This is a genomic window from Streptomyces uncialis (assembly GCF_001905345.1).
GTDB classification, from domain to species: domain Bacteria; phylum Actinomycetota; class Actinomycetes; order Streptomycetales; family Streptomycetaceae; genus Streptomyces; species Streptomyces uncialis.
Genome location: NZ_LFBV01000001.1, coordinates 1332088 through 1344523, shown reverse-complemented (window position 1 = coordinate 1344523; position 12436 = coordinate 1332088). Strand labels below are relative to the sequence as shown.

The 12436-nt window shown below is 71.9% G+C and carries 12 protein-coding genes; 4 read left to right on the top strand and 8 right to left on the bottom strand.

Annotated elements, in window-relative coordinates; translation table 11 throughout:
• Positions 1-168: 168 nt before the first annotated feature.
• Positions 169-1428, bottom strand: coding sequence for a L,D-transpeptidase (locus AB852_RS05785; RefSeq protein WP_073784201.1), 1260 nt, complete (start codon positions 1426-1428; stop codon positions 169-171).
• A 287-nt stretch (positions 1429-1715) separates the two neighbouring features.
• On the bottom strand, positions 1716-2057 hold the full coding sequence (locus AB852_RS05780) for a hypothetical protein (protein WP_073784199.1): 342 nt from the start codon (positions 2055-2057) through the stop codon (positions 1716-1718).
• A 110-nt stretch (positions 2058-2167) separates the two neighbouring features.
• On the opposite strand from AB852_RS05780, the gene AB852_RS05775 reads away from it, so the two are divergent.
• The gene (locus AB852_RS05775; RefSeq protein WP_073784197.1) at positions 2168-2500 is read left to right on the top strand and encodes a hypothetical protein; all 333 of its coding nucleotides are present in this window, start codon (positions 2168-2170) and stop codon (positions 2498-2500) included.
• A 741-nt stretch (positions 2501-3241) separates the two neighbouring features.
• Here the strand turns inward: AB852_RS05775 and hutH are convergent.
• The 6 genes from hutH to AB852_RS05745 all read right to left on the bottom strand — a co-directional run bounded on the left by hutH (position 3242) and on the right by AB852_RS05745 (position 10068).
• Positions 3242-4780, bottom strand: coding sequence for a histidine ammonia-lyase (gene hutH / locus AB852_RS05770; RefSeq protein ID WP_073784195.1), 1539 nt, complete (start codon positions 4778-4780; stop codon positions 3242-3244).
• 102 nt (positions 4781-4882) lie between these two features.
• A complete protein-coding gene (locus AB852_RS05765; RefSeq protein WP_073784193.1) occupies positions 4883-5089 on the bottom strand; it encodes a DUF4287 domain-containing protein in 207 nt (68 codons plus the stop codon).
• A 143-nt stretch (positions 5090-5232) separates the two neighbouring features.
• A complete protein-coding gene (locus AB852_RS05760) occupies positions 5233-6405 on the bottom strand; it encodes a GGDEF domain-containing protein (protein ID WP_073785496.1) in 1173 nt (390 codons plus the stop codon).
• 84 nt (positions 6406-6489) lie between these two features.
• Positions 6490-7284: an enoyl-CoA hydratase/isomerase family protein gene (locus tag AB852_RS05755; RefSeq protein WP_073784191.1), complete on the bottom strand. Its 795-nt coding sequence runs from the start codon at positions 7282-7284 to the stop codon at positions 6490-6492.
• Positions 7285-7878: 594 nt separating this feature from the next.
• Positions 7879-9057 (bottom strand): adenylate/guanylate cyclase domain-containing protein, encoded by a 1179-nt coding sequence (locus tag AB852_RS05750; RefSeq protein WP_073784189.1) that lies wholly within the window; start codon positions 9055-9057, stop codon positions 7879-7881.
• 138 nt (positions 9058-9195) lie between these two features.
• Positions 9196-10068, bottom strand: a complete 873-nt coding sequence (locus AB852_RS05745) for a biotin--[acetyl-CoA-carboxylase] ligase (protein ID WP_073784187.1) — start codon at positions 10066-10068, stop codon at positions 9196-9198.
• 175 nt (positions 10069-10243) lie between these two features.
• Here AB852_RS05745 and AB852_RS05740 point away from each other — a divergent pair, with 175 nt between their 5' ends.
• The 3 genes from AB852_RS05740 (at position 10244) to mmpB (ending at position 12385) form a co-directional block, all read left to right on the top strand.
• Positions 10244-11875, top strand: coding sequence for an acyl-CoA carboxylase subunit beta (locus AB852_RS05740; RefSeq protein ID WP_073784185.1), 1632 nt, complete (start codon positions 10244-10246; stop codon positions 11873-11875).
• 49 nt (positions 11876-11924) lie between these two features.
• Positions 11925-12134: an acyl-CoA carboxylase epsilon subunit gene (locus tag AB852_RS05735; protein WP_073784183.1), complete on the top strand. Its 210-nt coding sequence runs from the start codon at positions 11925-11927 to the stop codon at positions 12132-12134.
• Between the two features lie 122 nt (positions 12135-12256).
• On the top strand, positions 12257-12385 hold the full coding sequence (mmpB, locus tag AB852_RS41285; RefSeq protein ID WP_099279435.1) for a morphogenic membrane protein MmpB: 129 nt from the start codon (positions 12257-12259) through the stop codon (positions 12383-12385).
• Positions 12386-12436: the final 51 nt, after the last annotated feature.

Genomic DNA, 12436 nt, shown 5'->3' with positions numbered 1-12436 from the left:
TCGACGCAGTATGCCGAGGGGCCGTCAGCGGCTCAACCGTCCGGAAGAAACAGGAGGGAGGAAAGTGGCGGGGAAACACCTGTGCGCGGACGGCACACGGACGGACGGCCGCCCTCCCCATGGCGGGGAGGGCGGCCGTCCGATGATCGGGTGAGGGCCCGGGGCCGGTCAGACCTGCGAACCGGCCTTCCACTGGGCCCAGTTCATGTTCCAGCCGTTGAGACCGTTGTCCGGCTTGATGGTGGTGTCGCCGGTGTTCTTGACGACGACCACGTCACCGATCAGCGAGTTGGTGAAGAACCAGGAACCCGGGGTGCCGTCGTCGGCGGCGCCCTTGGTGTCGGGCAGCCCGATGCAGCCATGGCTCGTGTTGGCGCTGCCGAAGATGGACTTCGCGCCCCAGTAGTTGCCGTGGATGAACGTGCCCGAGGTGGACAGCCGCATGGCGTGCGGGACATCCGAGATGTCGTACTCGCCCTTGCCGTCGTCGTCGGTGAACCCGACCGTCGCGCCGTTCATCCGGGTCTCCTCGAACTTCTCGGAGATCACCATCTGGCCCTCGTACGTCTTGGTCTCGGGAGCCCCCGCCGAGATCGGGATGGTCTTGACGACCTTGCCGTTGCGGGTGATCTTCATCTGCTTCGTCTTGGCGTCGACGACGGAGACCTGGTTGCGGCCGACGGTGAAGGTGACCGTCTTCTGCTGGACACCGAAGACGCCCTCGGAACCCTCCACACCGTCGAGCGCGAGCTTCAGCGTGACCTTCGAGTTCTCCGCCCAGTACTGCTCGGGGCGGAAGTCGAGGCGCTTCGGGCTGAACCAGTGGCCGACGACCTCCTGCCCGCTGGACGTATCCACCGTCACGGCCTTCTGGACCTCGGCCTTGTTGACGATGTCCTTGTCGAAGTTCAGCGAGACCGGCATCCCCACGCCGACCGTCGAGCCGTCCTCCGGGGTGAAGTTGCCGATGAAGCTGTTGGACTTCGAGACCGTGGTGAACGAGGCGTTCTCGTGGGCCTTGCGGCCGTCCTTGTCCGTGGCGGCGGCGACGACCTTGTAGAGGGTGGCCCGCTCCAGCTGCGCGGCGGGCTTCCAGCTCTTCTTGTCGGCCGATATCGCACCGCTGACCGCGGTGCCCTCACCGGTCGTCATGGTGACCTTGGTCAGCGTGCCGTCGGTCACGGAGACCTTCGCGGCGTTGTTGATGCTCGCGTTGCCGGAGCCGTCCTTGGGGAGGATGCTGATCCGCGCCTCGGACGCCTTCTCGGCCGCGGCCTCGTCGACCTCGGCCTGCGGCTGCTTCGACTGCCCCCCGCCACCGCCGTCGGACTTCGCCCCGCCCCCGTCGCTGCACGCTGAGAGCACCAGCACCCCACCGAGCAGTACGGACGCGGCCCTGAGTCCCCTGCGCCGCACACTGTCCGTCATCACACGCCTCTCCCTCGCACCGATACCCCGCACACACGGCTGCCCTGCCGCCGTTACAACGCGCTGACCACACCGTTCGGTTCCATGTCGCGAACCTGTGTGGGACACACCACGTCCACTGGTACGAACCGTACGGTGCGCTCCTCCCCGGGTGCCCCCCGGGTACGGGACCACTCCCCCCGGAGCCGGTGGGGCCCCGGCGGCGGATGCCGTCCGGGGCCCGGTGCGCCGTGTGCCGACCGGTCGGCCGTGAGGCCCGGTCGTGGATGTCAGGTACCGGCGAGGTGCTACCGGAGAGCGCTGCCGACGCCCTCGGGCACATCATCCTCGTCGTCGTCCCAATCCGACGAATCGGGGTCGTACGCGACTTCCTCGCTGCTCCAGGACGCCTGGGTCAGGTCGATCCCCGGAACCTTCCTGACCAGGTCGAACGGGTCGACGAGATACGCGAGCGCCTCCGCTGTGTCCTGTTTCACAGCTTCTTCCGCTTGCGCCGCTTCGACGGGGGAGATCCGGGCGTCCTCGGCGATCTGACGCAGAGCGCCGCCGGTCAGCGCGCCGCTGTCCCGGACTTCCAGTACGAGATCCACTCGGAGACGTACATAGCGGGATGTTTCTGGATTGGTCATGGGCTGGAGCGTACGGGTCCCGGGGACCGCGACTTTCCCGCGACCCGCGGCTTTCACTAGCATCGGTGCACACGGCCAATTCGTCAGCGTCACAAGGGGATCGATATTCCGTGTCCGCCGCACGCCGTTCGTTGTTGACCGCCACCGCCGCGGGGACCCTGCTGGGTGCGCTGTGGTTCGTTCCTTCCGCCAATGCGACGGGCGTGGAGCCGCCCGGCGCGGAGCGGCGGCCGCCGGCCGTCACGGAGCTCCGCACGGATGACGGGAGCCGGGTGGCTTCCGCCTCTTACGGAGAGGTTCGGGCCGAGGGGGGCACGCCGGCCCGGCTCGCCGACACCGGGAGCTTCAACACGGGGCCCTATGTGTTCGGGGGCACGGTGTTCCTCTGCGTAGGCGCGGGCTTCGTCGCCTTCTCGGTCCACCGAGCCCGCACCCTCACCTGACCGGCGGGTCGCCTTCGCTCACGCCCCCGGGTTTCCTGTGCTGGGCGCACTTGTCCCGGCACAGGTCGTCCGGGGGTGCGCAGTTCCCTGCGGGTCGCCTTCGCTTGCGCTTCCCAGGTCTGTCCGAGTGGACGCACTTGTCCCCGCACAGGTCGCTCGGTGGGTGCGCAGTTCCCCGCGCCCCTGGATGCTGCCCTCTTACGGTCGCTCTTCGGGTGCGGGCCGGTCCTCGTTTTCGCGCAGTTCCCCGCGCCCCTGAAGGGGCGCCTACCTGGGGATGCCCCTCGGGTGCGGGTCCTTATGCTTGCGGAACCCCCCTCCGCGCGGACTCGCGCTGCTGCGGGAGGGGGTGGGCGGGAATCTCTGCCCGCAGACTCCGATGCTCTTCAGTCGGACACGGGGGACGTCCGACCGAGCGCGTTGGAGCGAGGACGGAGAATCCCGACCGGCACCGACCCGAAGAACAAGCCGGATGCGCCCCGATAGGGGCGCGGGGAACTGCGCGAAAACGAGGGCCGACCCTCACCCGACGAACAAACCCGAAGGGGCAGCATCCAGGGGCGCGGGGAACTGCGCACCCCACGAACGACGGCACGGGGACGGAGTCCGCTCAGCCGGACGGACCTGGGAAGCGCAAGCGAAGGCGACCCGCGGGGAACTGCGCGAAACCACCGAACGACGGCACGGGAACGGAGTACGCCCAGCACAAGCAACCGCAGGGGCCGCAGGGCGGACCGGGCCTCAGGACAGGGGGCCCGTGACTGATTCCGCCGCCGCGACCAGGCGGCCGTCCCGGACGAAGGACTCCGCCGCCGCGAGGTCGGGCGCGAGGTACCGGTCAGGACCGGGCCCCCCGACCCCCGCCCCCCGCACCGCCGAGATCACCGCACGGGAAGCCCCCGCCGGCACCAGCCCGTCCCGCAGCTCGACGCCCCGCGTCGCCGCGTACAGCTCGATGGCGAGCACCTGCGTCAGATGCCCGACGGCAGTCCTCAGCTTCCGCGCCGCCGACCACCCCATCGACACATGGTCCTCCTGCATCGCGGAGGACGGGATCGAGTCGGCCGACGCGGGCACCGCGAGCCGCTTCAGCTCGCTGACCAGCGCGGCCTGGGTGTACTGGGCGATCATCAGCCCGGAGTCCACCCCGGCGTCGTCCGCGAGGAACGGCGGCAGCCCGTGCGAACGGTTCTTGTCGAGGAGCCGGTCGGTACGGCGTTCCGCGATGGACGCCAGGTCGGCGACGGCGATCGCGAGGAAGTCGAGGACGTAACCGACCGGCGCACCGTGGAAGTTGCCGTTGGACTCGACCCGTCCGTCGGGCAGCACGACGGGGTTGTCCACGGCGGCGGCGAGTTCCCGCTCGGCGACGAGCCGCGCGTGCGCGAGGGTGTCCCGCCCCGCGCCCGCGACCTGCGGGGCGCACCGCACGGAGTACGCGTCCTGGACGCGCGGCGCGTCGTCCTGGTGGTGCCCCGTCAGCTCCGAGCCCTGGAGCACGGCGAGCATGTTGGCGGCGGAGGCGGCCTGCCCGGGATGCGGCCGGATGGCGTGGAGTTCGGGGGCGAGGACCTTGTCGGTGCCGAGCAGGGCCTCCAGGCTGAGCGCGGCGGTGATGTCGGCCGAGGTGTACAGCCGGTCGAGGTCGGCGAGGGCCATGACGAGCATGCCGAGCATCCCGTCGGTGCCGTTGAGAAGGGCGAGCCCTTCCTTCTCCCGGAGTTCGACGGGCTCGATGCCGTGCGCGGCGAGCAGTTCGGCGGCGGGCCTCAGCACCCCGTCGGGCCCTTCGGCGTCACCCTCGCCGATCAGGGTCAGCGCGCAGTGGCTGAGCGGCGCGAGATCGCCGGAACAGCCGAGCGAACCGTGTTCGTGGACGACAGGCGTGATGCCCGCGTTGAGCACATCGGCCATGGTGCGGGCGACCTCGGGACGGACGCCGGTGCGGCCCGAGCACAGGGTCTTCAGCCGCAGGAACATCAGCGCGCGCACGACCTCGCGTTCGACCCGGGGGCCGATCCCGGCGGCGTGCGAGCGGACGATGTTGCGCTGCAACTGTGCGCGCAGGGCGGGACCGATGTGCCGGGTGGCGAGGGCGCCGAACCCGGTGGAGACGCCGTACACCGGCTCGGGTCTGGCCGCGAGGTCGTCCACGACCGCGCGGGCGGCGGCGAGCGCCGTCTCCGCTTCCCCGGACAGCTCGACCCGCGCGTTGTCCCGGGCCACGGCGATGACATCGGCCGCGGTGGTCCCGGAGGTCCCCACCACCACAGTGTGCATATCCATATTCAGGAGCGTACGCAGTGAATTCCGGCTTGTCACGACGCCGGCGGGACGGGACTCCTCACACCCGGAGGGGCCCCGTACGGGGCCTCTCACGGGTCACTTGCCGCCCGCGCGGACGTGGGCGACCAGCGCGTTGGCGTGGCCGTGACCCAGTCCGTGCGCGGACTTGAGCCAGGCGACCAGTTCCATGTGCTTGGTGAGCGGCGAGGCATGGATGAGTTCCAGCCACTCCGCGATCGGGCGTCCGTGCTTCTTCTCGATCGCGGGGAAGTAACTCGCGGGGCCCTTCACGGCGTCCGTCATGGCAATGGCGTCCCTTCGCTGCACACCCGCCGACGACTGCCGACGGGCTCTTCACAGGGAAGACAGCACAGCACGGACGTTCTCATCCACCACGGCAAGTGATCCACGCCACATCCGACACGCTTCACACACCCCCGCCGCCGCTACCCCTGACGGTCCCGCCAGCGGCGGAAGCGGCGGCGTTCCCCGACGGGCGGGGCGGGCTCGCCGGCGGGCGGGGCGGTGGCGTCCGCGAGCCGGACGACCGGGTCGTCGGGCCCGGACCGGCCCGCGACCACCGGCAGCGGCGACCGCGCGGCCTTGGCCCGGTACTGGGCGGCGTCCGCGAGCCGGAACAGCCGCCGGGCGGACCGCACCGCGCCGATCGGGTCGCCCGTGGAGGCGACCCCGCACGCGACACCGTCCCCGAGCCCCAGCGCGGCGGCCCGGCGGCACAGCTCCTCCGCGACCCGCACCACCTCGTCCGCCGGGGGACCGACCGCGAGCAGGCAGAACTCGTCACCACCGAGCCGCGCGGCGAGGGTGCCCGGCAGCATGGCCCCGCACAGCGACAGCACCGAGCCGAACCGTTCCAGCAGTTGATCGCCGACGGCGTGCCCCTGGGTGTCGTTGACCCGCTTGAGCCCGTTGAGGTCGCACACCACCAGACTCACGACGACTCCCTCGGAGCGGTGCCGGTCGACCGCGTCGTCCAGGTTCGCGTCGACCGCACGGCGGTTGGCGAGCCCGGTGAGCGAATCGGTGAACGCGAGCCTGCGGGCCTCCTCAAGCCGCTCGGTCTGCGCCAGCCCGGCGGCGACGACGGACGCGAGCACGGTGGCGAAGTCGGCGTCCACCTGGCCGAAGACCCGGGCCCCCGCGGCGCGCGCCACGTAGAGCTCGCCCCACGCCCGGCCGTGCAGCACGATCGGCGCGACGACACAGCAGCCCCGGCCGCGGCGGCGCAGCGCGGCGACCCGCTGATGGCAGTAGCCGGGGGTGCCCCCGGCGGGGCCCTCGGCGGTCTCGACCCAGGCGTCGGGCTCGCCGCCGCCCACCCAGCGCTCGTGCAGGAACTCGGTGATCTCGGGGAACTCGTGCACGGGGTAAACCTCGCGCTCCGGGAACTCCTCCTCGCCCGCGACCCGCTCACCCGCGTTGACGAGGACCCTCAGCAGGCCCAGTTCCCGCTCCCACACCGACAGCGCGGCGAAGTCCCCCGCGAGGGCGCGGCAGGCGCCTTCCGCGGCGGCACGCCAGGACTCCCGGGGGGTGCGGGCCGCCGCCATGCCCTGCGCCAGTTCCACGACACCCCGCAGCCGCACATCGTCACCCATCATGACAGGTTAGGGATGTTTGGCTGGTTTTGGCGCATTGATGGGGCAGGCGGTACGGACGGGTCCCGCCCGTACCGCCGCTCGTCACTCCCCGGGCCAGTCGGGCGTCCGCTTCTCGTTGAACGCGGCCACACCCTCGGCGCGGTCACCGGAGAAGGCGACCGACCGCCATGCCGCGTCCTCGACCTCCAGGCCGGCGCGCAGGTCGAGACCGTGGCCCAGCCGCAGCGCCCGCTTGGCGGCGCGCAGGCCGACCGGGGAGTTCGCGGCGATACGGGCGGCGAGGGCCAGGGCCTGCTCGCGGTCCTCGCCCTCCTCCGCCAGGACGTCCACGAGGCCCAGCGCGTGGGCCTCCACGGCGGGGACCCGGCGGGCGGTGAAGATCAGCTCGGCCGCGCGGGCGGCGCCGATCCTGCGGGGCAGCAGCTGGGTGCCGCCGCCGCCCGGGATCACCCCGACGGAGACCTCGGGCAGCCCCACCACCGCGGTGGGGTCCGCGACGATCAGGTCGCAGGAGAGCGCGATCTCGAAGCCGCCGCCGAGGGCGAAGCCGTGGACCGCGGCGAGGGTGGGGACGGGCAGGTCGAGCACCGCGGTGTACGCGGCGCGGGTCACGGGGCGCTGACGCAGGAGGTCCTGGTCGGTGAAGCTGTTGCGTTCCTTGAGGTCCGCGCCCACGCAGAAGGCTTTCGGGTGGGTGGAGGTCAGGACCACCACGCGGGTCGCGGGGTCCGCGGTGAGGTCGGCGCAGGCCGCTGTCAGCGCGCGGGCCATGTCCGTCGAGACGGCGTTCATCGCTTTCGGGCGGTCCAGCACCAGCTCTGTGACGCTGCCGTGCCGCCGTACGACCACGAAGTCCCCGAACCGGAGTTCGTCCACACCCGCCTCCTCGTTAACGACCGTTACCCAATCATTCCACCGTCCGCCCCCGCCAGTGCCCCCGGGTTCCCAGTACTGATCGCACTTGTCCCTGTGCGGGCCGTTCGTGGGGTGCGCAGTTCCCCGCGGGTCGCCTTCGCTTGCGCGTCCCAGGTCTGTCCGGCGGGGCGCACCTCGTTCCTGTGCCGTCGCTCGGTGGTTGCGCAGTTCCCCGCGCCCCTGGATGCTGCCCCTTCGGGTTTGTTCTTCGGGTGCGGGCCGGTTCTCGTCTTTTGCGCAGTTCCCCGCGCCCCTGAAGGGGCACCCCCCTCCTCGTGCAGTCGCGCTGCTGCGGAAGGGGGTGGGCGGGAATCTCTGCCCGCAGACTCCGATGCTCTTCAGTCCGGCAAGGGGGACGTCGTACCGAGCGTGTCGGATCGAGGACGGAGAATCCCGACCGGCACCGACCCGAAGAACAAGCAGAACGCGCCCCAAAGGGGCGCGGGGAACTGCGCGAAACCACCGAGCGACGGCACAGGAACGAAGTACGCCACGCCGGACAGACCTGGGAAGCGCAAGCGAAGGCGACCCGCGGGGGAAACCCACGGACCCCGTCTAGGTGTTGCGTGTCAGCAGCCAGGGCTCGACCACGCCCAGTCCCCGCACGGGGCGCTGCCACATCGGCTGGAGGGCGAAACGGTGGGCCGGGGCACCCCCGTCGCCGGGGTCCTTCGGGTCGCCCTCCGACCCGGCCTTCGGCGCGTCCCCGGTACGCGTCAGCTCCTCGGCGAACGCCCCGTCCACCAGGACGGCGTCCCGCGGAGCTATCGACGTCAGCCTGCTGGCGAGGTTCACCGTCGTACCGAAGACATCGCCCATACGTGTGGTGACCGTGCCGAAGGCCATACCGACGCGCAGCTCGGGCATGGTCTCGTCACCGGCCATCGTCTCGATGAGCCGCAGCGCGATCTCCGCCGCGACCCCCGCGTCGTCCGCCGCGTACAGCACCTCGTCCCCGAGGGTCTTGACGAGGCGCCCGCCGTGCGCGGCGACGAGGTCCGCGGAGGTGGTCTCGAACGCCTCCACCAGCTCGCCCAGCTCCTCCTCCTCCATCCGGCGGGTCAGCCGGGTGAAGCCCACGAGGTCCGCGAAGCCGACGGCGAGCCGGCGGTCGACCATCTCCTCGTCGTCCGCGGCCTGCACGACCCGGCCGGTGGCCGCGGCGAGCTGGCGGCGCCAGACGTAGACGAGGAACTCCTCCAGCTCCGGCAGCAGCAGCTCCATCAGCGGATAGGTGACCTCGGTCCGCGTCATCCCCGGCTCCGGGGGTTCGGTGAGGCCTTCCAGGAACGAGTCGATCTGCCACTCCGCGAGCCGCGCCGTGGTCTGCCCGGTGGACCGGGCGACCTGCACGGCCATGGCCTCGCTGAGCAGCCCGGCCTCGACGAGTCCGGCGAGCCGCCGCAGCGCGAGGACGTCCGCCTCGGTGAGGGCGCGTGCCTGGCCGATGTCGGCGAAGCCCATCGCCCGCCAGAAGCGGGACGCCAGCTCCATGGAGACGCCCGCGCTGCGGGCCGCCTGGAAGGGGGTGTAGCGGCGCTCGGCGCCGAGGATCAGCTGTTCGAGCCGGAGCGCGAGGGGGTCGTCCCCCTCCTCCTCGTCCGGTCCGCCCGCGCCGCCCGGCAGGTCCGGCCCGTCGGGACCACCCGGGCCGCCGGACGCGTCCGTGCCGCCGGGGTCGCCGTCGGGGACGCCGCCCCTCTCGGCTCCCGGGCCCGTGTCGTCGACGGTCACGCCTGCTGCCTTCCGATCTGCCACGCGGTCAGGGACGCCTCCGAAGAGGCCCCCGAAGAGACACAGTACGGCAGGTGTGCCGTGGCTCACTCCCGACCGGACGGTCCGGCGACGGGAACCACCTCGAACGACGGGGGGTCAGTCCGCCGCCGGACGCAGATGGACGATGTCACCCGCGCCGACGGCCTGCCGGGTGCCGCCGGCGGTGGCGATGACCAGCCGCCCGTCCCCGTCCACGGCGACCGCCTCACCCACCAGCTCCCGGTCCCCGGGCAGCAGCGCCCGCACCGTGCGGCCGAGGGTCGAGCAGCCCGCGGCGTACGTGCTCTGGAGCCGGGAGACCATCGGGTCGCCGCCGCTCGCGCGCCAGTCGCCGTACCACTGCTCCAGGGAGCGCAGCACGGCCCGCAGCAGCGGGTCGCGGTCGGTGGTGACGGCGCCCGCGAGCGCGAGGGAGCCCGCGCCGGGCACGGGCAGCTCGTCGGCGCGCAGGGTGACGTTGAGGCCGATGCCGAGGACGACGGCGTCCGCGCCCGCGCGTTCGGCGAGGATGCCGCCCGCCTTGCGCTCCTCGCCGTCGACCGTGACCAGGAGGTCGTTGGGCCACTTGAGTGCCGTGTCGACCCCGGCCGCCCGGGACAGGGCGGTGGCGACGGCCACCCCGGCGAGCAGCGGCAGCCAGCCCCACCGTTCGGTGGGGACGGGGCCGCGGTCCGGGTCGCCGGGCTTCAGGAGGACGGAGACGAAGATCCCCGAGCGGGCCGGCGCGTTCCAGCGGCGGTCGAGACGGCCCCGGCCGGTGTCCTGGGCCTCCGCGACGAGCACCGCGCCCTCGGGCAGGGTGTCCGCGCGGGCGGCGAGGTCGGTATTGGTGGAGCCGGTCGCGGCGACGACGTCCAGCGAGGTCCACAGGGACCCGGGCCGGACCAGGGCGCGCCGCAGCGCCGTCGCGTTCAGCGGCGGTCGGTCGAGGTCGGACCAGCGATTGTCAGCAGCATCCGGTGACGTCATGCAAGCCACCCTAGGTGTGGCAAACGCCGCACTGCCGAACGGTATCGCCGCCGATACGCTACGAAACGTAGCCCCCGGTCACCGCGCCGAGGCCGCCCGTAGCGGCTTCCCCGCCGGCCGGTTCCCCCCGTCCCCGTCCAGCCGTCCGCCACGTGATCCAGGGAGCCGCACGCCGATGTCCAAGCCGGAAGAGTCCCCTACCTCCGAGCCCGGGGCCGCCGCGGGCGGTCCGGCGATCGACGTCCGCACCACGGCGGGGAAGATCGCCGATCTGCGGCGGCGCGTCGACGAGGCGACCCACGCCGGTTCGGCGCGGGCGGTCGGGAAGCAGCACGCGAAGGGCAAGCTGACGGCCCGTGAGCGGATCGGTCTGCTGCTGGACGAGGACTCGTTCGTGGAGCTGGACGAGTTCGCGCGGCACCGTTCGACCGCCTTCGGGCTGGCGGACAACCGCCCCTACGGCGACGGGGTGGTGACCGGGTACGGCACGGTCGACGGCCGTCCGGTGGCGGTGTTCTCGCAGGACTTCACGGTCTTCGGCGGCGCGCTCGGCGAGGTCTACGGCCAGAAGATCGTCAAGGTGATGGACTTCGCGCTGCGCACGGGCTGTCCGGTGATCGGGATCAACGACTCCGGCGGCGCCCGTATCCAGGAGGGCGTGATGGCCCTCGGGATGTACGGGGAGATCTTCCGCCGCAACACCCACGCGTCCGGGGTGATCCCGCAGATCTCGCTGGTCGTCGGCCCGTGCGCGGGCGGCGCGGTGTACTCGCCCGCGATCACCGACTTCACGGTGATGGTCGACGAGACGTCGCACATGTTCATCACCGGCCCCGATGTCATCAAGACGGTGACCGGTGAGGACGTCGGCTTCGAGGAGCTGGGCGGGGCGCGCACCCACAACACGACGTCCGGTGTCGCGCATCACATGGCGGGCGACGAGAAGGACGCCGTCGAGTACGTCAAGTCGCTGCTGTCGTACCTGCCGTCGAACAATCTCAGCGAGCCGCCCGCGTTCACCGAGGAGGCGGAGCTGGAGCTCACGGACGAGGACCGTGAGCTGGACACCCTGATCCCGGACAGCGCCAACCAGCCGTACGACATGCACACGATCGTCGAGCATGTGCTGGACGACGGTGAGTTCCTGGAGACGCAGGCGATGTTCGCGCCGAACATCCTCACCGGCTTCGGCCGGGTCGAGGGGCGTCCGGTGGGGATCGTCGCCAACCAGCCGATGCGGTTCGCGGGCTGTCTGGACATCGACGCCTCCGAGAAGGCGGCCCGCTTCGTCCGTACCTGCGACGCGTTCAACGTCCCCGTCCTCACCTTCGTGGACGTCCCCGGGTTCCTGCCGGGTGTCGGCCAGGAGCACGAGGGCATCATCCGCCGGGGCGCCAAACTGATCTACGCGTACGCGGAGGCGACCGTCCCGCTGATCACCGTGATCACCCGCAAGGCGTTCGGCGGCGCGTACGACGTGATGGGCTCCAAGCATCTGGGCGCGGACCTCAACCTGGCCTGGCCGACGGCGCAGATCGCCGTGATGGGCGCACAGGGCGCCGTCAACATCCTGCACCGCCGGACCATCGCCGGGGTGCCCGAGGACGAGCGCGAGGAGCTCCGCGCCCGTCTCGTCCAGGAGTACGAGGACACCCTGCTGAACCCGTACACGGCCGCCGAGCGCGGCTATGTCGACGCGGTGGTCGTCCCCTCGGAGACCCGCCGCCATGTCGTGCGGGGGCTGCGCCAGCTCCGTACCAAGCGGGAGAACCTGCCGCCCAAGAAGCACGGGAACATCCCGCTGTAGGGACCTGTTCCCCGTACCCCGTCCCGGCCGTCGCTGAGGAGTCGCCGCCATGATCAAGGTAGTGAGGGGCAACCCCACCCCGGAGGAGCTGGCCGCCGCCCTGGCGGTGGTCCGGGTACGGGCCGCCGCCGCGCTCGCGGCCCGGGACGGGTCGTCCGGGCGGCTCCCGGACGCCTGGTCCCATCCGTCCCGGGTGGCCCGCCACCGCACGCCCACGCCGGGCCCGTCGTCCTGGACCCGCACGTACTGGCCGTCGTAGCCGGGACGCCCCGCACGTACCGGCCGTAGCGGCCCGGCCGTCGCAGCCGTGGGGCGGGTGCCGGGGCAAGTTAGGTACCCGTACTCAGGCGCCGCGCGGCGGTCCGTTCCACCATCGAAGACATGCTGTGGTCCGACCCCGAGAACAAGCCGCCCGAGGAACTGCGCGACATGCAGGGCATGCTGCGCAGAGCGGGCATCGTGCTGGCCCTCGCCATGATCCTGGCGATGGTCACCCTGGGTCTGCGCTGACCCGTCCCCGCCGGGCCCGTCCGCTGCCGGGCGCCCCGTCCGGCTGCCCTA